This window comes from Streptomyces sp. NBC_01216 (assembly GCF_035994945.1).
Lineage (GTDB): Bacteria > Actinomycetota > Actinomycetes > Streptomycetales > Streptomycetaceae > Streptomyces.
This window is the reverse complement of the sequence record NZ_CP108677.1, coordinates 6928991-6953336: the sequence shown is the minus strand read 5'-3', so window position 1 is coordinate 6953336 and position 24346 is coordinate 6928991. Positions and strand designations below refer to the sequence as shown.

Annotated in this window: 16 protein-coding genes and 3 rRNA genes; 8 read left to right on the top strand and 11 right to left on the bottom strand. The window is 69.0% G+C overall.

Translation table 11 applies throughout. The annotated features are described in order from the left end of the window. Positions 1 to 174 precede the first annotated feature (174 nt). Entirely contained in the window at positions 175 to 624 is a 450-nt protein-coding gene (locus OG393_RS31550) for an ATP-binding protein (RefSeq protein WP_327378120.1), read from the bottom strand. Between the two features lie 236 nt (positions 625 to 860). Here OG393_RS31550 and OG393_RS31545 point away from each other — a divergent pair, with 236 nt between their 5' ends. After that, positions 861 to 1529, top strand: a complete 669-nt coding sequence (locus OG393_RS31545; RefSeq protein WP_327378119.1) for a class I SAM-dependent methyltransferase — start codon at positions 861 to 863, stop codon at positions 1527 to 1529. Positions 1530 to 1696: 167 nt separating this feature from the next. On the opposite strand, the gene OG393_RS31540 is transcribed toward OG393_RS31545, so the two are convergent. Continuing rightward, entirely contained in the window at positions 1697 to 2974 is a 1278-nt protein-coding gene (locus OG393_RS31540; protein WP_327378118.1) for a ricin-type beta-trefoil lectin domain protein, read from the bottom strand. A gap of 155 nt (positions 2975 to 3129) precedes the next feature. On the opposite strand from OG393_RS31540, the gene OG393_RS31535 reads away from it, so the two are divergent. Further along, entirely contained in the window at positions 3130 to 3291 is a 162-nt protein-coding gene (locus OG393_RS31535) for a hypothetical protein (RefSeq protein ID WP_327378117.1), read from the top strand. Here the strand turns inward: OG393_RS31535 and OG393_RS31530 are convergent. Continuing rightward, complete coding sequence (locus tag OG393_RS31530) at positions 3278 to 3481, bottom strand: cold-shock protein (protein WP_147981444.1); 204 nt, start codon at positions 3479 to 3481, stop codon at positions 3278 to 3280. The two genes, OG393_RS31535 and OG393_RS31530, sit on opposite strands and share 14 nt — an antisense overlap. A gap of 453 nt (positions 3482 to 3934) precedes the next feature. On the opposite strand from OG393_RS31530, the gene OG393_RS31525 reads away from it, so the two are divergent. The 3 genes from OG393_RS31525 to OG393_RS31515 all read left to right on the top strand — a co-directional run bounded on the left by OG393_RS31525 (position 3935) and on the right by OG393_RS31515 (position 8603). Beyond that, positions 3935 to 4915, top strand: coding sequence for a LacI family DNA-binding transcriptional regulator (locus tag OG393_RS31525; RefSeq protein ID WP_327378116.1), 981 nt, complete (start codon positions 3935 to 3937; stop codon positions 4913 to 4915). Between the two features lie 111 nt (positions 4916 to 5026). Further along, positions 5027 to 8119, top strand: coding sequence for a glycoside hydrolase family 3 protein (locus tag OG393_RS31520; protein WP_327378115.1), 3093 nt, complete (start codon positions 5027 to 5029; stop codon positions 8117 to 8119). Between the two features lie 223 nt (positions 8120 to 8342). Then, positions 8343 to 8603: a LapA family protein gene (locus OG393_RS31515; RefSeq protein ID WP_327378114.1), complete on the top strand. Its 261-nt coding sequence runs from the start codon at positions 8343 to 8345 to the stop codon at positions 8601 to 8603. A 147-nt stretch (positions 8604 to 8750) separates the two neighbouring features. Here OG393_RS31515 and OG393_RS31510 read toward each other — a convergent pair whose 3' ends face one another. Further along, a complete protein-coding gene (locus OG393_RS31510) occupies positions 8751 to 9383 on the bottom strand; it encodes a TetR/AcrR family transcriptional regulator (protein WP_327378113.1) in 633 nt (210 codons plus the stop codon). Positions 9384 to 9569: 186 nt separating this feature from the next. Continuing rightward, a complete protein-coding gene (locus tag OG393_RS31505; RefSeq protein ID WP_442817442.1) occupies positions 9570 to 11570 on the bottom strand; it encodes a galactose-binding domain-containing protein in 2001 nt (666 codons plus the stop codon). Positions 11571 to 12002: 432 nt separating this feature from the next. On the opposite strand from OG393_RS31505, the gene OG393_RS31500 reads away from it, so the two are divergent. Both OG393_RS31500 and OG393_RS31495 read left to right on the top strand, forming a co-directional pair. Continuing rightward, the gene (locus OG393_RS31500) at positions 12003 to 12749 is read left to right on the top strand and encodes a hypothetical protein (RefSeq protein WP_327378111.1); all 747 of its coding nucleotides are present in this window, start codon (positions 12003 to 12005) and stop codon (positions 12747 to 12749) included. A 167-nt stretch (positions 12750 to 12916) separates the two neighbouring features. Beyond that, positions 12917 to 13618: a lysophospholipid acyltransferase family protein gene (locus tag OG393_RS31495; protein WP_327378109.1), complete on the top strand. Its 702-nt coding sequence runs from the start codon at positions 12917 to 12919 to the stop codon at positions 13616 to 13618. Between the two features lie 649 nt (positions 13619 to 14267). Here the strand turns inward: OG393_RS31495 and OG393_RS31490 are convergent. The 3 genes from OG393_RS31490 to OG393_RS31480 form a co-directional block, all read right to left on the bottom strand. After that, entirely contained in the window at positions 14268 to 14888 is a 621-nt protein-coding gene (locus OG393_RS31490; protein WP_327378108.1) for an L-threonylcarbamoyladenylate synthase, read from the bottom strand. Between the two features lie 117 nt (positions 14889 to 15005). After that, positions 15006 to 15185, bottom strand: a complete 180-nt coding sequence (locus OG393_RS31485) for a hypothetical protein (RefSeq protein ID WP_327378107.1) — start codon at positions 15183 to 15185, stop codon at positions 15006 to 15008. Positions 15186 to 15254: 69 nt separating this feature from the next. Then, positions 15255 to 18062 carry an FAD/NAD(P)-binding protein gene (locus OG393_RS31480; protein WP_327378106.1) on the bottom strand — a complete coding sequence of 936 codons (2808 nt, stop codon included), beginning with the start codon at positions 18060 to 18062 and terminating at the stop codon, positions 15255 to 15257. 296 nt (positions 18063 to 18358) lie between these two features. Here OG393_RS31480 and OG393_RS31475 point away from each other — a divergent pair, with 296 nt between their 5' ends. After that, complete coding sequence (locus OG393_RS31475) at positions 18359 to 18820, top strand: RrF2 family transcriptional regulator (RefSeq protein ID WP_327378105.1); 462 nt, start codon at positions 18359 to 18361, stop codon at positions 18818 to 18820. 234 nt (positions 18821 to 19054) lie between these two features. On the opposite strand, the gene rrf is transcribed toward OG393_RS31475, so the two are convergent. The 3 genes from rrf to OG393_RS31460 form a co-directional block, all read right to left on the bottom strand. Further along, positions 19055 to 19171: ribosomal RNA gene (gene rrf, locus OG393_RS31470) — 5S ribosomal RNA — on the bottom strand. An 80-nt stretch (positions 19172 to 19251) separates the two neighbouring features. Further along, positions 19252 to 22372, bottom strand: a 23S ribosomal RNA gene (locus OG393_RS31465). A gap of 288 nt (positions 22373 to 22660) precedes the next feature. Continuing rightward, positions 22661 to 24186, bottom strand: a 16S ribosomal RNA gene (locus tag OG393_RS31460). Together the 16S, 23S and 5S rRNA genes form the textbook arrangement of a ribosomal RNA operon. Between the last annotated feature and the right edge of the window lie 160 nt (positions 24187 to 24346).

Sequence of the window (24346 nt, the reverse complement as noted above, 5' to 3'; positions counted from 1 at the left end):
CCCTCCCGGCTCCCCACGGGAGGGCTGCGGCGCGCCCGGGTCCCGAGGACGACCTCCGGCCGCCGACGCGGCCGGGGCCACGGATACCGCCGACCGGGGACACCGGTCCGGCCGCCGACGGGCCGCGGGAGAAGCAGGGTCCGCCAGGCTCGCGGCCGGGCGGCCGGCTCCGTATCAGGGCCCCCGGACCAGGGTCCGCACGCCTCCGCCGCCGCCGAGCAGGGCATCGGAGGGCAGCGTGATCTCGGCCCAGGTCGTGTGCCGGCCGTCGGTGAGGTCCGAACCCCAGCCGGAGCAGAGCGCGTCGATGAGGAACAGGCCCCGGCCCCGCTCCGCGAGGGTGAACGACGGATGGCGCCACCGCGCACGTACCAGCGACACGTCCATGCCGCGCCCGGCGTCACCGACCTCGACGCGCACGGCTCGCCCGGCCTCGTCGGCGATGACACGGAGGGTGACCGGAGGTCCTCCGTGGAAGGCCGCGTTCGCGACCAGCTCGGCGACGACGAGTACCACGTCGTCGACCACGGCGGAGAACCCGCCGGTCAGGAGCCCGGCACGGACCCGTCCCCGTACCACGCACATGCTTTCCGGTGCGTACGTACACGCCTCGACGACAGTCATGGAACGACACCCCAAACCTCTTTGGATGGTATTCGTCGCCCACCCCCGCTCCGGATGGCTCGCGCGTCCCGGAGAACGCGCCGGAGCCACTCGGCGGCGCGGCACCCGGCCGTGCCGCCGCGGACCGGATCGGTGGAGCCGGTGGACCGCGGAGTGTCGCCGTCGCTGCACGGCGCTCACCTTCGGCAGACGGTCCTGGGCAGACGGGGCGCCGGCACCTGTCCTATCATCGGCCGATGCCCGCCGACCGAATCGACCGCCCAGCCGATCTCGACGAGGTCCGTTCCTCGTACGACCGGGTGGCCGACAACTACACCCACATGGTGACCACGACCGGTATCGGCGACATCCGTGCGCATCCCTGGCTCAAGGCGTCGATCGACGTCTTCGCCGACACCGTGAGCGGGCTCGGGCCCGTCCTCGATGTCGGTTGCGGCCCCGGCACGGTCACCGCCTACCTCGCCGAGCGCGGGCTCGACGTGTCCGGGGTCGACCTCTCCCCCCGCATGATCGAGAACGCGCGCCGTCTTCATCCGCAGTGCCGCTTCGGTGTCGCCTCCGCCACCGACCTCGATCTCGGGGAGGCGTCCCTCGGCGGCGTGCTCGGATGGTGGTCGCTGTTCAACCTCCCCCGGGACGTCCTCCCCCGGGTCCTCGCCCTGTTCGCCCGCGCCCTGAAGCCGGGCGGCCACTTCATCACCGCCACGCACGTCGGCGACGAGGACGTGCTGCGCACGGAGGCGTACGGAGGCGTGTCCGTGCGCTGGACCACCCACAAGTGGCGGCCGGATGAGCTCGTGGACCTGATCGAGCGGGCGGGCCTGCGCCCGGTCGCCGAACTCCGGCTCCCCGCGGACGAGGTGAGCGGGCCGGGAGTGGTCGTCATGGCCGAGCGCCCCGCCTGAGAACCGGCGGCAGGTCTCAGGTCCGTCCCGCCGGTACCGGCCGAAGGGCGGGCCCTGCGGCCGGTACGAGGTTCCGTGTCAGCCCCGACGGCACGGGACGTCGCGGTCTGCGCCGCCGGGGTGGTCGCTCCTCAGTGCCTGTCGGATGGCCTTCGGCCGACAGATTCTCAGCCGACCGTCCACTTCTGGTTGGCTCCGCCGGAGCAGGTCCAGAGCTGGAGCCGGGTGCCGTTGGCGGAGCTGTTGCCGGTGGCGTCCAGGCACTTGGCCGCCTGTGGGTTGACGATGTCACGGGCCGCGGCGACGACCCATCGCTGCGCCGCCGTGCCGTTGCATGCCCACAGCTGGACGAGGGTTCCGTCCGCCGTTCCGCCGGACGCGGCGTCGAGGCACTTGCCCAGCGCGCGGATCGTGCCGTCCGGTCCGATCGTCCACCTCTGTGCCGCCGTGCCGTTGCAGTCGTAGAGCTGCACCGGGGTGCCGTCGGCCGTGTTCGCGGCGGCGACGTCGACGCACTTGCCGCCGAGCCCGGTGATCCGGCTTCCGGTGGCCGGGCCGTCCCCGGTGGTGACACGGACGTGGTCCACGACGAGTCGGCCCGGGAAGGGGGTGGAACCGTCCGGGTCGCCGGGCCAGTAGCCGCCGACGGCCAGGTTGAGGATCAGGAAGAACGGCTTGTCGAAGACCCAGGTCCGGCCGCCGAGGTCGGCGGGGGTACGGGTCTGGTAGACGGTGCCGTCGACCGACCAGGTGATCCGGCCGGGCGCCCAGTCGACGGCGAAGGTGTGGAAGGCGTCGGCGAACGTCTGGCCACCCGGCAGTGTGAAGCCCGCGCCGATGCCGCCCGCGCCGGAATAGCCGGGGCCGTGCAGGGTGCCGTGGACGGTGGAGGGCTCGAAGCCGACGTTCTCCATGATGTCGATCTCACCGGAGTCGGGCCATCCGACCTGGCCGAGGTCGTTGCCGAGCATCCAGAACGCCGGCCACATGCCCTGCCCGCGGGGGACCTTCATCCGCGCCTCGACCCGACCGTACTGGGCGGTGAAGCGTCCGGCGGTGTTCAGGCGGGCCGAGGTGTACTCGCACCGGCCGTACCAGCAGGCGTAGTCGGCGGGGTTCTCCCGGCGCGCGGTGATGACGAGATGTCCCTGGCCGTCGAGGACGGCGTTGGTCGTGCCGGACGTGTAGTACTGCCGTTCGTGGTTGTTGACGTTGTCGCCCGTCTCGAGCCGCCATCGGCTGCCGTCGACGGCGGCGCCCGCGGGCCCGTCGAAGTCGTCGGAGAAGGTGACGGCGGCGGCCCGGGCCGCCGGTACCGGTGGCGCGTCGTGGCCCGCGGCGCCGGGCCCGGGGGCGGTTGCCGCGAGGCCGAGCAGCAGGGCGGCGCCGGCGAGGGCGGACAGCGCCGACCGCAGGGAGCGGCGCGGGGAGCGGGAGGAGTGCATGGCTCTCACTTCCGTCGGATGTGGGGGGACGCGCGGAACCGCCGGGGCCGGGGACGCCGGGCCCACGGAGAGTCGAATGCCATGCTCATGACATGACATCCTCTCCGGAAGAGAACCGCTTCTTTATCGCCCCCATGATTTAAGAAGTAAGTTAAGTGACCGTCAAGAGCCGGGAGAACCTCCGCCGCGTACCGCCCGCCGACCGCGGCCCCGCGTCGCCGACTCGGCCCGGCGCCGCGGACACGACGACGGCGCCCGTACGGGGTACGGGCGCCGTCGAAGACGAGAAGCGGGGCCGAGCGATCAGCCGCGAATGATGTTCTCCGCCTGCGGGCCCTTCTGGCCCTGCGTGATGTCGAACGTCACGGTCTCGCCCTCCGTCAGTTCACGGTAGCCGTTGCCGGAGATGTTGGAGTAGTGAGCGAAGACGTCCGGTCCGCCTCCGTCCTGGGCGATGAAGCCGAAGCCCTTCTCGGAGTTGAACCACTTCACGGTGCCGCTGGCCATGCCTGTCCCTCTGGTCAATTCAGCAGCGGCCCGGACGGCCGCTGCGGCGCGCTCTGTGAGCGCCTGCCCCAGTCTTCCCCGTCTGGTCCCGCACCTACACCCATTGGCCCGATCTTGTCGGACGACGCGAGACGGCTATGGTCCACGGCTCCCGGGAGCCGGACGTGTCCCCCGCGAGGCCGCCGGGCCCCGGACGATGGTCCCCCGTGAACACAGCGCGCCCCGGGACACCCGTACAGACGTCGTCCGTTCAGGGCTTGAACGCACAACTCCCCTCGCGGCTCGTAAACTTGCGAAGAGCCCGTTGTCAGCGTGAACTCTTGACGACACGAGGGCCTGCCTGTTGACTCGCCGCACCAGGCCGCACCGCACCGGAAGCGGTTCCGACAGCGATGTCAGCCGACGGCGTCCGGCACCCGGGCCGCTGTCCGTCACCGACGCGGAGGCCCCTCGATGCGTGTCACCATCGCCGACGTCGCACGTCAGGCGGGTGTCAGCAAGACCACCGTCTCGCGGGTCCTGAACTCAGGAGCCGAGGTCGAGGCCGGTACCGCCGCCCGGGTTCACGAAGTGATCGCCGGTCTGGGCTATGTGCCCAGCTCGGGCGCGGTCGGCCTGGCCCGTGGCAGCAGCCGCGTCATCGGTATGCTCACCCCCTCGCTCACCTGGCCGTGGATGGGCGAGGTGCTCCAGGGCGTCGCCGACACGGTCGAGCGCGCCGGCTACGGCCTGCTGCTGTTCACCTGCGACCGGAGCGCGGACTCCATCGGCCGTTTCACCGCCCAGGTCTCGGCCCGCGCCTTCGACGGGCTGCTCGTCGTCGCACCGGAGGGCACCCTCGTCACTCTTTCGGCGCTGCACCGGCGCGGTCTGCCCGTCGTCCTGATCGACGACCGCGGCCACCGCCCGGGGTTCCCCTCGGTCGCCATCACCAACCGGGCCGGTCGTGCGTCCGCCGCACGGCATCTGCGCGCCCTGGGCCGCTCACGCCCTCTCGTCATCGCGGGACGCCGGGAGTTCGGCTGCGTGCGCGAGCGGCTGGAGGGCTTTGGCGAGGTGCTTCGCCCCGAGTGCGTCGTCGCCGGCGAGTTCACCGAGGACACGGGCCGGACCGGAGTCGAACGGGCGCTCGCCGAAGGGCGGGCCTTCGACTGCGTCTTCGCGCACAACGACCTGATCGCCGCGGGGGCGCTGGCCGCCCTGCGCGCGGCGGGCCGCACCGTGCCGGACGACGTCGCCGTCGTCGGTTTCGACGACATCCCCATGGCCCGCCACACCGAACCGCCACTGACGACCGTCCGCCAGCCCATGCGCCGCATGGGCGAGACGGCCGCCGGCCTCCTGCTCGCCGCGCTGGCCGGCGAGGTGATCCCGTCCGAACCGGTCGTCCTGCCCACCGAACTCGTCGTCCGCCGCTCCGCACCCACCGCCTGAGAGCCTGTCGGCCGAAGGCCACCCGACAGGTCCTCAGGCGACACGGGGCCGTCGACCGCGTGACCCGCACCTCCGTGACCCGCACCTCCGTGTCCCGCAGAAGGAGCCGTAATGCCACGAGATCGCCGCAGGAGCCGCTTGCGGAAGAGGACGAGAACGGCCGTCGTCACCGCCACCGCCGTCCTCGCCGGACTGCTCGCCGGCGCCCTGCCGAGTTCCGCCGCCGAGGAACCCGCGCCGGTGGCCGTCGACCGTTTCGAGGGCGAGGTCCCCTTCGCGAGTCCGCCCGCGGAGGGCATCTTCACCTGGGGCAGCGACGCCGACGATCCGCCACAGCTGCGGATCGTCGAGCGGCCCGACGCCCCCGAGGGTGGCCGAGTCCTGGAAGGCACGTACGACATCAGCGGCTGGGGCGGCTTCAGCCACGACTTCGCGTTCGACGCACCGCCCAGGAACTGGACGGCCTCCAAGGGCATCCGCTTCTGGTGGTTCGGCCGGAACACCGCTCCGCTGCCACCTGGTTCGGGCAAGCGCATCCACTTCGAGCTCAAGGACGGCGGCGCGAACGGAGAGGCGTCCGAGCTGTGGACGACCTCGTTCACCGACGACTGGGAGGGCTGGCACCTCGTCGAGATCCCGTTCGCCGACTTCGAGTACCGGACCGACTACCAGCCCGTCGGTGGCATCGACCAGGTCCTCGGCCTCGACGAGATGTGGGGGTACGCCCTTACCCTGCCGCCCGGCGCGCCCGGCTCCTTCGCGCTCGACGGCGTGGAACTGTACGGCGCGGCCGAACCGGCCCTGACCACCAAGGTCGTCACCGCCGCCGCCGTGTATCCCGTGTCCGAGGGCGGCACCGCGGAGGTGGAGGTCTCCGTCGCCACCACCGGCTCCGGCCCGATCGCCGAGCCTGTCACCGTCACCTACGCGACGGGGGGCGGCAGTGCCCAGTCCGGCCGGGACTACACGCCGGTCTCGGGCAGCGTCACCTTCCCGGCCGGCAGCCCCTCGGGCGAGACCCGCTCGATCGCCGTGCCCACCCTGAAGGACGGCTCCGCCGAGCCCGCCGAGACCATCCCGCTCGCCCTGACCGTCGCCGGCGCGAAGGCACCGCCCGAGAACCCGGTGGTCGTGGTGAACGCCCATGGTCTGCCGTACCTTGACGAACGGCTGCCGGTACGGAAGCGCGTCGCCGACCTCCTCGGGCGGATGTCCCCCGAGGAGAAGGCCGGGCAGATGACCCAGGCCGAGCGGAACGCGCTGCGCTCCCAGGGCGACATCGCCGCGTACGGCCTCGGTTCGCTGCTCTCCGGAGGCGGGTCGGTGCCCAGCCCGAACACACCCGAGGCATGGGCGAAGATGATCGACGCCTACCAGCTGCGCACGCGGGCGACACGCTTCCAGATCCCGTTGATCTACGGCGTGGACGCCGTGCACGGTCACAACAACGTGATCGGGTCGACGATCATGCCGCACAACATCGGCATCGGCGCCGGGCGTGACCCGAAGCTCGCTCAGCGGACCGGCGCCGTCACCGCGAAGGAGGTGCGGGCGACCGGCATCCCGTGGGACTTCGCCCCCTGCCTGTGCGTCACGCGCGACGAGCGCTGGGGCCGCTCCTACGAGGCGTTCGGCGAGGACCCCGCCCTGGTGACCGCGATGGAGACGGTCATCAACGGCATGCAGGGGGCCCGCGACGGCAAGGACCTGGCGCGCAACGACAAGGTACTCACGACCGCGAAGCACTTCGTCGGCGATGGCGGCACCGCCTTCGGCTCCTCGACGACCGGCTCGTACACGATCGACCAGGGCGTCACCCGGGTCACCCGGGAGGAACTGGAAGCGGTGCACCTGGCGCCGTTCGCCGAGGCCGTGAAGCGCGGGACGGGCACGGTCATGCCTTCGTACTCCTCACTGGACATCCTGGGCGACGGCCGGGGCCCGGTGAAGATGCACGCCGACGCCGAGATGATCAACGGTGTGCTGAAGGACCGGATGGGTTTCGAGGGCTTCGTCATCAGCGACTGGCAGGCCATCGACCAGATTCCCGGTGACTACCCGAGCGACGTCCGTACCTCGGTCAACGCCGGCCTGGACATGATCATGGTGCCGACCGACTACCAGGGCTTCACCAGGACCCTCGGGGACGAGATGGCGGCCGGACGCGTTCCCGTATCGCGCGTCGACGACGCGGTGTCCCGGATCCTGACGCAGAAGTTCCGGCTGGGTCTGTTCGAGCGTCCCTATGCCGACACCACCCACCTGGCCTCGGTCGGCTCCGCCGAGCACCGCGCGGTCGCGCGGGAAGCGGCCGCCAGATCCCAGGTGCTGCTCAAGAACGAGGGCGGCGTCCTCCCGTTGAAGGCGTCGCAGAAGGTGTACGTGGCCGGTTCCAACGCCGACGACCTCGGCCGCCAGGCCGGCGGATGGACCATCAGCTGGCAGGGCGGTTCGGGCAGGACCACCACCGGCACCACGATCCTGGAGGGGATGCGCAAGGCCGCGCCGTCCGCGGACGTCGCCTACTCCGCGGACGCCTCCGCCACCACCGACGGATACGACGTGGGCGTGGTCGTCGTCGGCGAGACGCCCTACGCCGAGGGTTTCGGGGACGTCGGCAACGGCAACGACCTCGAACTGACCGCCGCCGACAAGGCGGCCGTCGACAAGGTCTGCGCGGCGATGCCGTGCGCCGTCCTGGTCGTCTCCGGCCGGCCGCAGCTGATCGGAGACCGGCTCGGCTCCCTCGACGCGCTCGTCGCCTCGTGGCTGCCGGGCACCGAGGGCGACGGTGTCGCCGACGTCCTCTACGGGAAGCGCCCGTTCACCGGCCGGCTCCCGGTCACCTGGCCCAAGTCCGAGGCGCAGCTGCCGATCAACGTCGGTGACGCCTCCTACGATCCGCAGTTCCCCTACGGCTGGGGTCTGACCACGCTGAGCCCGCCTCCGCCGGCCGTCGGCGGGGAGCACGTCCTCAAGGCGGTCGGGCTCGCGGCCAGGGTGCTCCAGGCCGCCGGTCGCGGATCGTCACCCGAGGCAGCGCGGCTGGTCGACAGGGCGCGGATCATCGTGCAGCAGAAGATCGGCGGGAACATCACCGAGGAGGTGGCGAAGCCCTTCGCCGAGGCCGACCATCTCCTGCTGTCCGGGAACCCGAAGGGCGCCGTCGCGCAGCTGACCGCGGCGTACCGGGCGGCCGGCTGAGCCCTCCGGGGGCGTGACCACTGCGTCCGGGCGGCTCCCGTCCCCTGTCCGTCGCCCATCGACGGCGCCAGGGGGGGGCGGGAGCCGCCTTCGTGGGTCCGCACGCCAGGAGGTGGGGTCCGGGGCGGTCGGTGGGGCCTGAGGACGGGGCCGGTCCACGGCTCTCCGTCGCGTTCACGCCACGCGTTCGAAGAAAACGCAGATTAGTCCGATAATGAGCCTTATGGCACAGAAGGCATCCGCGCCGCACTCCCCGCCGACCCTGACCGTCAAGGGCCGCGACATGCGGTTGCGCACCATCGGATTCGTGGTCCTCGTCGCGCTCGCCATCTGGTTCATCGCGGCCAATACGGGTTCCGTGACCATCAAACTCTGGGTTCCCACGGTGACGCTGCCACTCTGGGCGGTCCTCACGGTCACTCTCCTGGTGGGCATCCTGTTCGGACTCCTCATCGCCCACCGGCGCGCCCTGCGGTCACGCTGAGCGGCGCCGCCCAGGCCCGGGGGCGGACAGGTGCACGGACGGGCGGCACGGCGCCCGCGCGCGGGCACGCCGTAGGTCATGTACGGGGCGTGCGCATACGAGGCGCGTTCGAGGCTCATGGTGCGGGCCCGTCCGGGTGGCCGCCGGTCACGGCCGCACGGCCGGCCCCCTCCCGCCGGGGTCGGGTCCCTGCGTCAGCGCGGCGACCTGGTCGCTGATCATGTCCAGCATCGTCGCGAAGGCGGTCTCGTCCTCGCCCACCACCAGGAAGTCCAGCGTGAGCCCGTCGGTGACCGCGGCGAGATAGCGGGCCAGTACCGGGCCGGGAACACGCGGTTCGAAAGCCACCGCACCGCTGAGCCGTTCGATGAGGTCGAGGTAGATCTCGCCGTAGCGCTCGTGCTGGCGGCGGGCCAGGGATTCGCATCCGGGGGTGCGCAGCGCGTACTGGGTGAGTTCGTAGGTCAGCATGTGCTCATCGGGGTGGGCGCGCACATGGTCCCAGTAGGCGGTGAAGCCGGCCCGGACGGTCTCCCTCAGGGTGTCGCGGGGCCGCAGTGCCCGCTTCACCACGCCCACGTAGTGGTCGGTGATCGCTGTGATCACCGACTCCAGCAGCGCCTGCTTGGAGTCGAAGCAGTAGTGGAAGACGCTGAGCGACACGCCCGCCTCGGCGGCGATGGACCGGGTGGTCGTCCGGGAGACGCCGTCGCGGGCCATGGCACGGATCGCAGCCTCGGTCAGCTGCCGGCGCCGTGCGGCGAGCGGCATGCGGGTCATGTGCCGTTCCTCTCGGTGGTACGCCCGTGGCGGGGTGGGATCGGCCGGCCGATCCCACCCCGGTATGGGCTTGTCCGTTCCCTCCCCGCCCGTTCCCCCGGCGCCCGCGCTCCCGTCGGGACGGGCCCGCAGGTCCGGGCCTGGGAAGTCCGGAATCGGGCGGTCCGGAAGCGGGGCGCGGTGCCGTCAGCTGCTGTAGACCCCGACCTCGTGGAGCGAGTAGCCCCACCCGGTACCGCGCCGCACTCCGCTGATCCGGACGTATCTGGCCGTGGTGGCCGTGAACCGGGCCGTGTCGAGTCCGCCGTCTCCGGCCGTGGTCGACCAGGCGGTCCGCCATGTGCTGCCGTCGTCGGAGAGATCGACGCGGTACGACTTGCCGTACGCGGCCTCCCAGTCGAGCGTCACGCGCTTGACGAGTTGCGAGGTACCGAGGTCGATCCGCAGCCACTGGGCGTCGCTCCACTCGCTCGCCCACCGGGTGCGCCGGTCACCGTCCACGGCCCGGCCGGGCACGAAGGAGACGAAGGGGTTCCACCACTCGGAACTGGAGGCCGAGGCCGGCGCGCGGGCGGCCAGGTTCACACCGGCCCGGTGCTGCTCGGACGCGCCCCAGGTGCGGAGGTAGGACTCGGCGCCACGGAACATGTCGTCGACCACGTCCTGGCCGCCGACCAGCCGGATGTCCTCGATCCAGTCGGGCACCAGACCGTAGTGCGAGGCGCCGTCCGTGTTGAGGTCCCACGTCCGCAGGCCGGTGGTCTGCCGGTCGATGACGGAACCGCCGTCGGTGCTGCGGAACGGGTAGCGCACCGGGTTCGGGGCGTCCGCGCCCCGTGGACCCGGCCAGCCGCCGACACCGTTCATGTCGGTTCCGTAGCCGTAGCCCACGTCGTACTTGTCACGCAGGGCCTCGGTCCGCTTCGCCTCCGCGCTGAAGCCCTGGGATCCGTGCATGTACTGGGCGATGAAGCCGCCGAGGGCGTAGACCCGTTCGGTCCAGTCGGCGTCCATCCAGCTGTGCGAGGAGAGGACGCCGGGATACGACTCCGACTCCAGGATGTCCAGGGCGCGGCCCACGCCCTTGACACTCATGTGGTCGATCTCGAGCATCATCTTGCGCTTCATCAGGCCGCGGACGGCGTACTCCCCCAGGTCCGTCAGACCCCGGATGTTGCACTGGGCTCCGGAGGCGTACGAGGGCACCGACACGCCCGCGGGCAGTTCGGCCTCGGCCGCGGGCGCGGCGGTGAGTCCGATCGGGTTGTCGTGCTGCGGGCCCTTGCACGTCTCGGTCCGCCAGAAGGTGCCGGTGGAGAGGAACTGGCCCACGTTGATGGCGGTGCCGAGCGCGCCCTGGTCGAAGCGCACCCCGCACAGGGCGTTGTCGAACTTGTGACACAGGAACATGCTCCGGACGCCGAGCCGGTGCAGCTCGTCGAGGCCCCGGTCGATGTCGGCACGGTCGCACTGCGCGATGTCCAGGATCTGTTTACAGCCGAACGGCTCGGAGGTCTCCACGCCGAGGACGACCGCCAGCTTCCCCTGCTCGATCACGTCACGGGCCTGTGCCGAGTCGAGGACGATCCGGAACCAGCCCTTCCCCTTGCCGCCGTACATCGTGTCGACATAGTCCTGCATCTCGTACATCTTGCGGGCCTGGAGGCGGAGCGAGGTCATCTCGTCGCAGCCGCGGTCCTTGAAGAAGTACACCGAGCAGATGACACCGTTGGTGACGAGGTCGTTCACGAGCACCCGCTGGCCTCCGCGCCAGGCGCGCTCGACCCAGGCGTAGTAGTTCTGCTGGTGGGTCAGCGAATCGTGGGCGGGCCAGTCCTTGAACGTGGGCCAGCCGTTCGGGTCGTGCTTGCCGTCGCCCCCCTTGGTGATGAAGTCGAAGACCGCCAGCGAGCCGTCGGGGTAGTGCTCGGGACAGTCCTTCAGCGCGTCGGCGACACCTCCCTCGGAGAACGCCTTCCCGCAGATGAGGCGGCCACCGAACGCCTCGTTGGACATGATGTGGTTGTGCGCGTCGACGAATCCGCGCACCTCGCCCTGCGCGTCGGTGCCTGTGAAGGGTTCACCCTGGACGTTGATCCGCGAGTCGGGCGCGGGCCGGGCGACGGGATCCCACCAGGCTCCGTCCGCGGCGGAACCGGGTGTGGGAGCGAGCAGTACGGCCAGCATGGCGAAGAGGACTGACAGCACCGCCAGGGGCTTGCGCCTGTTGTGCGCGGGTCGCGTCATGGACATCACTCACGTCTTCGGTCGGCGGACGGCGCGGTCCTGAAGCTTGTCATGTTCCGCGCAAGGTTGGGTTGAGAATCCCGAGTACCGCGAACGGAGTCAAGAGTCCGGGACAGATGACCTGATACAGCGTCAGCACGTTCTGTCCGCGTCCTCCCCGGACCGACAGCGGGCGCACTCCGGATGACACGTGCCCACACCCCGTCGTGGGCGTGACGTCGTGGATGATGGGGTGATGTCGGTCCGCACAGGGAGGCCACCGCGGGTCACGCGGTGACCGAGGGCCGTCGCCCGGCGCCGGCGGCGCCCGGGTGAGGGTCCGGGACGACGCAGTGAGCGCAACGAGTCCGTCACGACGACAAGGAGCACACCGTGAACCCGGCCGAGGAGGCACGGCACCCGCTGAACTCCGCCAGCGTCCTGAACACCAAGCAGACCGTCCTCGAACTCCTCGGGCGCGCCGGTGTGTTCGAAGACGAGGCCGAGATGCTGATCGCACTGGTGGAGGCGGGCGCGCTCACAGACGCGCACAGCGAACTCGGCAAGGTCGCGGGGGAGGTCCCGGGCGGCAGGGACGGGGACTACGCGGAGGGCTGGTCCGACGGCGCCCAGGCCGTGGGCGCCGAGCTCGGCCGCGTCGCCGACCGTCTCCTGCGACAGGCCACCGCCCCGGCACCGCACGACGACTCCGCGGCGGCCGGCGGGAGGAGCCGTCCGCCCGTCGGGTTCGTGGACGTGGAGCGGGCGAAGGTCGCGGTGACACCGCTCTACCTCGCCTTCACCCACGCCTCCGACTTCGACCCCGAGGAGTCCGACCGTGTGCTCACCGCGGTGCTCGGCACCATGAGCGCCCTGGGACGGGCGGCGTACGCGGGGCGCCTCGACGAGTTCACCCACGCCCACGGGGATCGGCTGACGCGCCTGTACGCGGACTTCGGGCCGGGCAGCGCGGTCGGGATCCACAGCCGCTACTCCCTGGCCCACTCCCCCAGCGGCATCGCCGTCCTCGAACGACTCAGCACCGTGCCGGAGGACCTGCGTGCCGCCTGGGACTCCGCGGAACTGCCCCCGGCCTGGCTGGAGGGCCTGGCGAAAGCCTGGGACGACGCGGTGAAGTGAGCCGGACCGGCCGCCGGCGCCGGACCGCGCGCGTGCCGAAACCGGATAGCGCGACGCGCGGGGTCTGCGTAGGACGAACGGAACGGTTGAGTACCACTACTCACGCGCGTGGCCACCCCCGGACCGAGGATGGGATCAGTCCCGCCGACCTCAGGAGACCCGCGCAGATGCTGAGCCGCCTCGCCGACGTACTGGTGCCCGCCTTCGGACGTCTGACCGTCACCGCGGACCCCGGCGCCGCGCTCGCCCCCGGCAGCGTCGTCGTCGCGAACCACAGTTCACTGGCCGATCCCGCGATCGTCCTCGCCGCGCTGCGCCGCCTCGACGTCGAGCCCGTCGTGCTGGCCACCGCGGGGTTGTGGAGCGTCCCGCTGCTCGGCCGCGCCCTGACCCGCGAAGGGCACGTTCCCGTACACCGGAGGGACCGCCGGGCAGCCGACTCCCTGACCGGAGCCGCGCGGGCGCTGGAACGCGGACGTGTCGTCCTGATCTACGGCGAGGGCGGCCTCCCGCGGCGCAGGGACGCCGCGGAGGCGGCGCCCGAGGCCTTCCGCAGCGGTCTCGCGCGCCTGGTGGAACGGACGGGCGCGCCGGTCGTGCCGCTCGGGCAGGCCGGCGCCCGTCGCATCACCTCGGGCAGCCGCACGAAGCAGCTCGCCGGCTTGTTCAGCGCCCCGCTGCGCCGGCCCCGGCTGCACGTCCACGTGGGCGCGCCGGTCGACTTGTCCGAGGTCGACTGTTCCCGCCGTACGGCGCACGCCCACCACGCGGTCACGGCGGCGTGGCGCACGGCGGCGGCGCGCCTGGGCGAGAAGTCCACCGGTCCGGGGCCCAAGCTTCCGGGACCGTCCGCCGACCCCACCGCGTGAGCCGGGCCCTCGCGGCCGTCGCCCGGTGCTCGGCCGCCGTGTCTCGGCCAGCGGATCCGGAGTCGGTGTTCCGGGGCCGAGGGTCTCACGCCGGTGGTTTCGGGGCGGTTCACCCGTCACGGGGAAGAACGACCGGGTTCCCGGCCGGCCCCGCCTGCCTGTTCGCAGGTCTGGCGGCGCTCCCGGCACCCGGCGGCCACCTCACCTGTCCCGTGCCGGGAATCGGCCCGGGATTCCCCTGCGTGAAAGACCCGAGGTATCCGTGCCAGTACCTGTTGTCCTTGCCGGGCGCACCGTGCGGCTGGATCCGCTGACCATCCGCCATGCCGCGGCTACGTGAAGGCCCGTGGCAGGCCGGACCGCATAGGCCGGACGATCTCGTCCGGCAGGCGGCCGTCCGGCCGGGGCGCGAGCGGCCCGAGCACCGCTCGGAAACGCCTCTGCGGAAGGTGTGGGAGACCGCTTCGGGGGTCATACCTGGGTCGCCAGGCCGCTTCGGGTCCGCGTATCGTCCGCCCCCGGCCTCTTCCGGCCCGGACCCGGTGGAACGCCACACTGGCGCGCGGGGAGGAGGGCGTGACCGTGTGCCGCGCCACTCCCGCCGGGCGGCAGCCCCTGCTCGGGCCCCGGGGCAGCGCGGCGGCGGAGGCTACTCGAAGCGGCTGGTGTCGCCCGCACCCCGCCGGACGATCTCGACGTCCCCGCCGGAGAAGTCGACGACCGTGGTCGGCTCGGTACCGCAGTCGCCCGAGTCCAGGACGGCGTCGACGACGTGGTCGAGCCGTTCCTTGATCTCCCAGCCCTGCGTCAGCGGCTCCTCCTCGTCGGGCAGGAGCAGGGTGCTGGACAGCAGCGGCTCGCCGAGCTCCGCCAGCAGGGCCTGGACGACGGCGTGATCGGGAATCCGGACGCCGACCGTCTTCTTCTTCGGGTGGAGCAGGCGCCGCGGGACCTCCTTCGTCGCGGGCATGATGAAGGTGTAACTGCCGGGTGTGGCCGCCTTGACCGCGCGGAACACGTCGTTGTCGATGTGTACGAACTGGCCCAGTTGCGCGAAGTTCTGGCACACCAGGGTGAAGTGGTGACGATCGTCGAGCTTGCGGATCGCGCGGATGCGGTCGATCCCGTCGCGGCTGCCCAGCCGGCATCCCAGCGCGTAGCAGGAGTCCGTGGGGTACGCGACCAGCGCGCCGGAGCGGATGCTGTCGGCCACGCCGCTGATGACGCGCCGCTGAGGATTCTCGGGGTGCACGTCGAAGTATTTCGCCATCGGCCCAGTCTAGTTTCCCGGTTGCCGCGGGGCGGGCGTGTCGCCCTGGGACCACCCGGGACCGTGGGGCGGGACCGCCACAGCGGCGTCGCGCGCACCGCTTCGCGGCCGGCGCGGTCAGGCGGCCGCGGCCGCCTGACGCTGACGGAGCACGATCGCGTTGAGGCGGATCGTGTACGGAGCGACGTTCGTGATCCGGAGCGTGCCGGCCGTCGCCTTGTGCAGGGCCGAAGCCGTCCCGCCGTGCGGGACGGCTTCGGCACCCCGGCGCGCACGGGCGGGGTGGTCGGACGCCAACGGGAGGACCACCCCCGGAAAGCGGCCCCCGCGCCGGGCTCGGGCCTGATGGTCCTCGGACGCCTGCGGTCACCCGCGCGCGTCGGCCAGTTCCGCGCGGTCCGCCCCACGCGGTCCAGCCGGCCCGCCCCGGGTACCGGCCGCCGTGCCCAGGTCGAGCAGCCGCCGCCGGTCCAACGGCGACTCCCGTCGGTCCAGGCGCTCCTCCAGCAGAACACGTGCGGTGTCGCTGTGGCCCGCCTCCACCATCGCGTACAGCAGGGTCTCCTCGACCACCTCGCGCTGCGCCGCGCTCCCGCCGACCCGCCGCAGCGAGGGCAGCACGGCCCGCAACTCCCGTACCGCCGTGGTCCACCGCTCCTCGAGGACCGCCTCCAGCGCACCGCACAGAGGTACGACGACCTCTCGCTGTACCGCGTCGGCGCCTGCCGCGTGCGTGCGCAGCCGGCGGAGCGCGGGAAGGTCGCCGGCCGCGGTGAGGGCGACGGCGCCGTGCAGTGCCGTGAACGCGGTGGCGGGCCGTTCGACCAGGTCGCGGGCGACGGCGTCGAGTACCGCGTCGACCGGCACGCGGCCCGTCCAGTTCCGGGCCATCCGCGCCCGCCACAACAGCGATCCGGAGTCGACCAGCGCGCGCACGCCGTTCACCTGGCGCGGGGCGAGCTGGGCGAACCAGCGTCGGCGCACCGCGGCGGAGTCGTCGAGGGCGAGTTCGTGCAGCGCCACGTGCCAGGAGAAGTGCGCCCGGTGCACGGCGCCGCGCCCGTGACCACCGATCCAGCCGTCCAGCCAGTCGCGGCCGGCGCGGTGGTCGCCCGATTCGTAGTGGACGTGCGCGAGGGCGTGCACGGCGTGGCCGGAGGCGGGCTCGGCGGCGAGCGCGACCCGTGCCAGGGCACCCGCCTCGTCGATCCGTCCCTGTTCCTGACGGAGGAAGGCGAGGAGCGAGGTGTGGAACCAGTGACCGTCGTAGGCGGGCGCGGTCTGCTCCACGAGCCGCTGAGCGAGGGTGCCGTCGAGGTCTCCGACGCCGGAGAAGGCGATGGTGGGGACCGCGATACTGAGGGCGAAGGCGTCGCCGGGGTAGCGGTCGAGGTGGTCGATGAGGGCCAGGTCGCCGTCGCCGCCCGCACCGCCTCCCGCGCACCCGCCTCCCGCGCACCCGCCGCCCGGCGCCCCGTGCGCGGCGATCCGGCGTGAGACGACGTCCACGAAGGAGCGTTCCCGGTCGTCGCCGCGTTCCCGCACACTGCGCCGGGCATCGGCGAGTTCGCGGGCCACGTCGACGTCCGCGCCGCACTCGTGGCCGAGCAGCGCGAGCGCCGCGTGTCCCAGGGCGAAGCCGGGGTCCAGTTCGGTCGCGCGGGCGAACGCCTCGGCGGCCTTGGCCCGTACGGTGACGACGCGGGCGAGGCCACTGCGGAAGGAGGAGGCCGCAGAGGCGTGGGTGGAGAGGGAGAGTCCGAACTGGTCGGTGGGCCGACGGCGGGTGGGCCGCCGCGTCGGCGCGAGCGGGGCCAGGACGGCCTCCGCGACCTCCTTGGCCTGGGCACGGATCTCGGGGATGGCGGTGGTCTCCCACAGTTCGCCACGTCGCGGCGAGCCGAGGGTGAACAGGGGGCGCGGGTCGCGTCCCCGGGCGTCGAGTAGCCGTCCGGCGTGCGTGGCGACTCCGATGCCCAGCGGTCCCGGTGTGGCGAGACCGTCGGCGAGCAGTCCGGACCACAGGGGGTCGGAGTCGCCCTCGGCGCGAAGCCCCGGACCGGTGCAGTCCACGACCCAGGCCACGCGCAGCTCCCGGCCGTCGGCGAGGCGGACGGCCAGCCCGCCGTCGTCCAGCGGTTCGGCACCGGCGATCCGGCCGGCGTGCACGCGCAGCCGACGCGTGGACCGCAGCCGGGCGACGGTCTCCGCGGTGGCCGGTGCCATCCTGTGCCGGTGGACGTTCCAGCGGGTGGCGTCGCGTCCGAGGAACTCGGCCCGCTCCTCGTCCCCGAGTCCCTGCCACAGCCGGACGATGTGGGGGCGCAGTCCGTCGAGGGCGGGCCGCCAGTCGCCGTGGTCGCGCAGGGAAGCGGCGAAGTGACGCCGCAGTGCGGACCGGAGCCGGTTGAGCGGAAGGCCGCTCAGCCCCGGTGGCGGAGGCACGGGGGGCAGCGGCGCGACGGCGTGCGGCCGGGGCAGGAGACCGGTGCGCGAGACCGCGTGCACCGTGCGGCCGGGTCGGTCCAGGACGAGGGAGAGGTCGACGGCGGTGAGCCCGGTGCCGACGAGGAGGACATCGTCGCCATCGCCCACCGGGTCGAGCGCCCCCGGTGCCCAGGGACGTCCGATGAACCGCTGGGAGCGGGTCAGCCCGGCCGGTGCCCAGCCCGCCTGACCCGCGGCGGGTCCGGTCGCCAGGACCACGCTGTCGGCCGTGACCGTGTCCCCGTCGGCGAGCGCGAGCGCGAGCCGTCCGTCGGCCGTCTCGGTGCACCGTGTCGCCTTCGTGCGGAGCCTGCGCACGGTGACGGTGCCGTGGGCCGTGATGATGGCGCGTCCGAGGGTGTCGGCGAGGTAGGAGCCGAAGCGGTGCCGGGAGGCGAAGTCGCCTGCGTCGACGGTGGATTCACCGTGCCGGCAGAGCCAGCGCCGGAAGTGGCCGGGGTCGTCCGGGTAGCAGCTCATGCCGCCTACGGGGACGTTGAGCCGGTGCTCGGGTACCTCGGTGGCGTAGGCCGTGCCGCGGCCCGCCTCCGCGGCGGGGTCGATCAGGAGCAGTTCCAGGGGGGTGCGACGGCGGGCCGCCGCCTCGCACAGCTGGACGGCGACGAGCGCTCCGGCCGCGCCTGCGCCGACGACTGCCACGGTCGATCGCGGATGAGCGGTCACCACTTGATACCTCCGAGCCAAGGCGGGTCTGGGGTGGGACGTACTAGGGGCGGGTGCGCCACGGACGTGCGAGTCCGTGGGCGGGTCGGGCGGGTGCGCGTGCCCGACCGCCGGCTGTTCGGCCACCGAGTGAAGTTCACTATGTCGATGAACAATATGAAGTGACAACCCCTCCCCACCGGACAACCCTCCTTGGACGGCGTGTCGTTGGCGTGAAATGACGCATCGGCGGGGCGTCGGAGGTGTGGTCGGGGGACGGGGGAAGGACGCTATCCCGCCGACCATGAGACATTGAGCCGGTGAGGATCTCAGCAAGAACGGACTACGCGGTCCGGGCCATGGCGGAATTGGCCTGTTCCCCCGACCGCCCCCTCAAGGCCGAGGACATCGCGAGTCGCCAGGACATACCCGTCCGGTTTCTCTTCGTCGTCCTCAGCGAGTTGCGCCAGGCGCGGCTGGTCCGGAGTGTGCGCGGTCCGGAGGGCGGGTACAGCCTGTCGAGACCCCCCGGCGAGATCACCCTCGCGGACGTCATCCGCGCGATGGACGGACCGCTCGTGAGCGTGCGCGACCTGAAACTGACGGGGCTGGAGTACCAGGGTGCGGCGGCGCCCATGCCGGACGTGTGGCGTGCCGTACGCGCGAGTCTCCGCCAAATCCTGGAGGGCACGACGCTCGCCGATCTGGCGGCCGGGACGCTGCCCGCCCTGGTACGGGACCGGGCTCAGGAGTACAACGACGACGTACGGACGTACCCCTGAGGGCTGTCTCGTGTCCCCCGTGACGGCCGGCTTCGGCGGCGGGCGGGGTGCCGGCGCTGTCAAGGCGCGTTCCGTGCACGTCGCACCCGTCGCCGTGCACCTCATGTCCGTGGGACGGCCGAGGACCCGGGAACAGGTGTCCGCTGTCCGGCCGCGGTTGTGTCGTAACGGGCCCTGAACGCGAAAATGCCTCAGTCCCCGGGACACGAGGTCCGGGGACTGAGGCTAAAAATTGTTCGGCGGCGTCCTACTCTCCCACAGGGTCCCCCCTGCAGTACCATCGGCGCTGAAAGGCTTAGCTTCCGGGTTCGGAATGTAACCGGGCGTTTCCCTAACGCTATGACCACCGAAACACTATGAAGAAAACAAACTCCAGCCAGCAAAAAGGCGAGTTCGTTACTTCAGAACTAACACAGTGGACGCGAGCAACTGAGGACAAGCCCTCGGCCTATTAGTACCGGTCAGCTCCACCCATTACTGGGCTTCCACATCCGGCCTATCAACCCAGTCGTCTACTGGGAGCCTTACCCTCTCAAGGAGGTGGGAATACTCATCTCGAAGCAGGCTTCCCGCTTAGATGCTTTCAGCGGTTATCCCTCCCGAACGTAGCCAACCAGCCATGCCCTTGGCAGGACAACTGGCACACCAGAGGTTCGTCCGTCCCGGTCCTCTCGTACTAGGGACAGCCCTTCTCAATATTCCTACGCGCACAGCGGATAGGGACCGAACTGTCTCACGACGTTCTAAACCCAGCTCGCGTACCGCTTTAATGGGCGAACAGCCCAACCCTTGGGACCGACTCCAGCCCCAGGATGCGACGAGCCGACATCGAGGTGCCAAACCATCCCGTCGATATGGACTCTTGGGGAAGATCAGCCTGTTATCCCCGGGGTACCTTTTATCCGTTGAGCGACGGCGCTTCCACAAGCCACCGCCGGATCACTAGTCCCGACTTTCGTCCCTGCTCGACCCGTCGGTCTCACAGTCAAGCTCCCTTGTGCACTTACACTCAACACCTGATTGCCAACCAGGCTGAGGGAACCTTTGGGCGCCTCCGTTACTCTTTGGGAGGCAACCGCCCCAGTTAAACTACCCATCAGACACTGTCCCTGATCCGGATCACGGACCGAGGTTAGACATCCAGCACGACCAGAGTGGTATTTCAACGGCGACTCCACCATGACTGGCGTCACAGCTTCAAAGTCTCCCACCTATCCTACACAAGCCGAACCGAACACCAATATCAAACTGTAGTAAAGGTCCCGGGGTCTTTCCGTCCTGCTGCGCGAAACGAGCATCTTTACTCGTAGTGCAATTTCACCGGGCCTATGGTTGAGACAGTCGAGAAGTCGTTACGCCATTCGTGCAGGTCGGAACTTACCCGACAAGGAATTTCGCTACCTTAGGATGGTTATAGTTACCACCGCCGTTTACTGGCGCTTAAGTTCTCAGCTTCGCAACCCCGAAAGATCACTAACCGGTCCCCTTAACGTTCCAGCACCGGGCAGGCGTCAGTCCGTATACATCGCCTTACGGCTTCGCACGGACCTGTGTTTTTAGTAAACAGTCGCTTCTCGCTGGTCTCTGCGGCCACACCCAGCTCAGAGTGCAAGACTCATCACCAGACATGGCCCCCTTCTCCCGAAGTTACGGGGGCATTTTGCCGAGTTCCTTAACCATAGTTCACCCGAACGCCTCGGTATTCTCTACCTGACCACCTGAGTCGGTTTAGGGTACGGGCCGCCATGAAACTCGCTAGAGGCTTTTCTCGACAGCATAGGATCATCCACTTCACCACAATCGGCTCGGCATCAGGTCTCAGCCTTAACGTGCGACGGATTTACCTATCACACGGCCTACACCCTTACCCCGGGACAACCACCGCCCGGGCTGGACTACCTTCCTGCGTCACCCCATCGCTTACCTACTACCACCTTGGATCAGCGGCTCCACCACTTCCCTTCACCCGAAGGATCCAGGACGGCTTCACGGCCTTAGCATCAATGGGCTCGATACTGGGCGTTTCAAAGCGGGTACCGGAATATCAACCGGTTGTCCATCGACTACGCCTGTCGGCCTCGCCTTAGGTCCCGACTTACCCTGGGCAGATCAGCTTGACCCAGGAACCCTTAGTCAATCGGCGCACACGTTTCTCACGTGTGTATCGCTACTCATGCCTGCATTCTCACTCGTGAACCGTCCACAACTCGCTTCCGCGGCTGCTTCACCCGGCACACGACGCTCCCCTACCCATCACAGTCCCCGTTGGGGGTACATACTGCAATGACACGACTTCGGCGGTACGCTTGAGCCCCGCTACATTGTCGGCGCGGAATCACTTGACCAGTGAGCTATTACGCACTCTTTCAAGGGTGGCTGCTTCTAAGCCAACCTCCTGGTTGTCTCTGCGACTCCACATCCTTTCCCACTTAGCGTACGCTTAGGGGCCTTAGTCGATGCTCTGGGCTGTTTCCCTCTCGACCATGGAGCTTATCCCCCACAGTCTCACTGCCGCGCTCTCACTTACCGGCATTCGGAGTTTGGCTAAGGTCAGTAACCCGGTAGGGCCCATCGCCTATCCAGTGCTCTACCTCCGGCAAGAAACACACGACGCTGCACCTAAATGCATTTCGGGGAGAACCAGCTATCACGGAGTTTGATTGGCCTTTCACCCCTAACCACAGGTCATCCCCCAGGTTTTCAACCCTGGTGGGTTCGGTCCTCCACGAAGTCTTACCTCCGCTTCAACCTGCCCATGGCTAGATCACTCCGCTTCGGGTCTTGAGCGTGCTACTCAAACGCCCTATTCGGACTCGCTTTCGCTACGGCTTCCCCACACGGGTTAACCTCGCAACACACCGCAAACTCGCAGGCTCATTCTTCAAAAGGCACGCAGTCACGACATACAAGCAAGCTTGCATGCGACGCTCCCACGGCTTGTAGGCACACGGTTTCAGGTACTATTTCACTCCGCTCCCGCGGTACTTTTCACCATTCCCTCACGGTACTATCCGCTATCGGTCACCAGGGAATATTTAGGCTTAGCGGGTGGTCCCGCCAGATTCACACGGGATTTCTCGGGCCCCGTGCTACTTGGGTGTCTCTCAAACGAGCCGTCAATGTTTCAGCTACGGGGGTCTTACCCTCTACGCCGGACCTTTCGCATGTCCTTCGCCTACATCAACGGTTTCTGACTCGCCTCACAGCCGGCAGACTGTGAAAAAGAGATCCCACAACCCCGCATGCGCAACCCCTGCCGGGTATCACACGCATACGGTTTGGCCTCATCCGGTTTCGCTCGCCACTACTCCCGGAATCACGGTTGTTTTCTCTTCCTGAGGGTACTGAGATGTTTCACTTCCCCTCGTTCCCTCCACATGCCCTATGTGTTCAGGCATGGGTGACAGCCCATGACGACTGCCGGGTTTCCCCATTCGGAAACCCCCGGATCAAAGCTTGGTTGACGGCTCCCCGGGGACTATCGTGGCCTCCCACGTCCTTCATCGGTTCCTGGTACCAAGGCATCCACCGTGCGCCCTTAAAAACTTGGCCACAGATGCTCGCGTCCACTGTGTAGTTCTCAAGCAACGACCAGCCACCCATCACCCCGTCGACAAGCAACAGGTTCACTGGGGCCGGCATCACGAAGGCAACGACCTCACGGCCGCACCCTCAGACACCCAACAACGTGCCAAACACAGCCAGTCCAGACGATCACCGCGTTCCACGCCGAAGCAGTACTAACGAACTCGCCCAAACCCACTGTGCCAACTAATCAACGTTCCACCCATGAGCTGACCGTGCAGAACATTTGCCTGCAATCGGTACTGTGCTCCTTAGAAAGGAGGTGATCCAGCCGCACCTTCCGGTACGGCTACCTTGTTACGACTTCGTCCCAATCGCCAGTCCCACCTTCGACAGCTCCCTCCCACAAGGGGTTGGGCCACCGGCTTCGGGTGTTACCGACTTTCGTGACGTGACGGGCGGTGTGTACAAGGCCCGGGAACGTATTCACCGCAGCAATGCTGATCTGCGATTACTAGCAACTCCGACTTCATGGGGTCGAGTTGCAGACCCCAATCCGAACTGAGACCGGCTTTTTGAGATTCGCTCCGCCTCACGGCATCGCAGCTCTTTGTACCGGCCATTGTAGCACGTGTGCAGCCCAAGACATAAGGGGCATGATGACTTGACGTCGTCCCCACCTTCCTCCGAGTTGACCCCGGCGGTCTCCTGTGAGTCCCCATCACCCCGAAGGGCATGCTGGCAACACAGGACAAGGGTTGCGCTCGTTGCGGGACTTAACCCAACATCTCACGACACGAGCTGACGACAGCCATGCACCACCTGTATACCGACCACAAGGGGGGCACTATCTCTAATGCTTTCCGGTATATGTCAAGCCTTGGTAAGGTTCTTCGCGTTGCGTCGAATTAAGCCACATGCTCCGCTGCTTGTGCGGGCCCCCGTCAATTCCTTTGAGTTTTAGCCTTGCGGCCGTACTCCCCAGGCGGGGAACTTAATGCGTTAGCTGCGGCACCGACGACGTGGAATGTCGCCAACACCTAGTTCCCAACGTTTACGGCGTGGACTACCAGGGTATCTAATCCTGTTCGCTCCCCACGCTTTCGCTCCTCAGCGTCAGTAATGGCCCAGAGATCCGCCTTCGCCACCGGTGTTCCTCCTGATATCTGCGCATTTCACCGCTACACCAGGAATTCCGATCTCCCCTACCACACTCTAGCCTGCCCGTATCGAATGCAGACCCGGGGTTAAGCCCCGGGCTTTCACACCCGACGTGACAAGCCGCCTACGAGCTCTTTACGCCCAATAATTCCGGACAACGCTTGCGCCCTACGTATTACCGCGGCTGCTGGCACGTAGTTAGCCGGCGCTTCTTCTGCAGGTACCGTCACTTTCGCTTCTTCCCTGCTGAAAGAGGTTTACAACCCGAAGGCCGTCATCCCTCACGCGGCGTCGCTGCATCAGGCTTTCGCCCATTGTGCAATATTCCCCACTGCTGCCTCCCGTAGGAGTCTGGGCCGTGTCTCAGTCCCAGTGTGGCCGGTCGCCCTCTCAGGCCGGCTACCCGTCGTCGCCTTGGTAGGCCATTACCCCACCAACAAGCTGATAGGCCGCGGGCTCATCCTTCACCGCCGGAGCTTTCAACCAACCCCCATGCGGAAGCCGGTATTATCCGGTATTAGACCCCGTTTCCAGGGCTTGTCCCAGAGTGAAGGGCAGATTGCCCACGTGTTACTCACCCGTTCGCCACTAATCCACCCCGAAGGGCTTCATCGTTCGACTTGCATGTGTTAAGCACGCCGCCAGCGTTCGTCCTGAGCCAGGATCAAACTCTCCGTGAATGTTTACCCGACCAATGCCCGATGAAGGGCCGCGGGTGCACACATCACGAGAGCGGAACGACCAGTCGGAATAAGACCGGTCGTTCACAGCGTCCTCGCTGTGTATGTCGCCTGCCCACCACAAGGGCCGACAGGACTTTCAAAGGAACCACGACCATCC

What these genes read in the sequence shown, in the direction of transcription:
- OG393_RS31550 (WP_327378120.1), bottom strand. Translation starts at nt 624, where the DNA reads ATGACTGTCGTCGAGGCGTGTACGTACGCACCGGAAAGCATGTGCGTG.
- OG393_RS31545 (WP_327378119.1), top strand. Translation starts at nt 861, where the DNA reads ATGCCCGCCGACCGAATCGACCGCCCAGCCGATCTCGACGAGGTCCGT.
- OG393_RS31540 (WP_327378118.1), bottom strand. Translation starts at nt 2,974, where the DNA reads ATGCACTCCTCCCGCTCCCCGCGCCGCTCCCTGCGGTCGGCGCTGTCC.
- OG393_RS31530 (WP_147981444.1), bottom strand. Translation starts at nt 3,481, where the DNA reads ATGGCCAGCGGCACCGTGAAGTGGTTCAACTCCGAGAAGGGCTTCGGC.
- OG393_RS31525 (WP_327378116.1), top strand. Translation starts at nt 3,935, where the DNA reads ATGCGTGTCACCATCGCCGACGTCGCACGTCAGGCGGGTGTCAGCAAG.
- OG393_RS31520 (WP_327378115.1), top strand. Translation starts at nt 5,027, where the DNA reads ATGCCACGAGATCGCCGCAGGAGCCGCTTGCGGAAGAGGACGAGAACG.
- OG393_RS31515 (WP_327378114.1), top strand. Translation starts at nt 8,343, where the DNA reads ATGGCACAGAAGGCATCCGCGCCGCACTCCCCGCCGACCCTGACCGTC.
- OG393_RS31510 (WP_327378113.1), bottom strand. Translation starts at nt 9,383, where the DNA reads ATGACCCGCATGCCGCTCGCCGCACGGCGCCGGCAGCTGACCGAGGCT.
- OG393_RS31505 (WP_442817442.1), bottom strand. Translation starts at nt 11,570, where the DNA reads ATGCTGGCCGTACTGCTCGCTCCCACACCCGGTTCCGCCGCGGACGGA.
- OG393_RS31495 (WP_327378109.1), top strand. Translation starts at nt 12,917, where the DNA reads ATGCTGAGCCGCCTCGCCGACGTACTGGTGCCCGCCTTCGGACGTCTG.
- OG393_RS31490 (WP_327378108.1), bottom strand. Translation starts at nt 14,888, where the DNA reads ATGGCGAAATACTTCGACGTGCACCCCGAGAATCCTCAGCGGCGCGTC.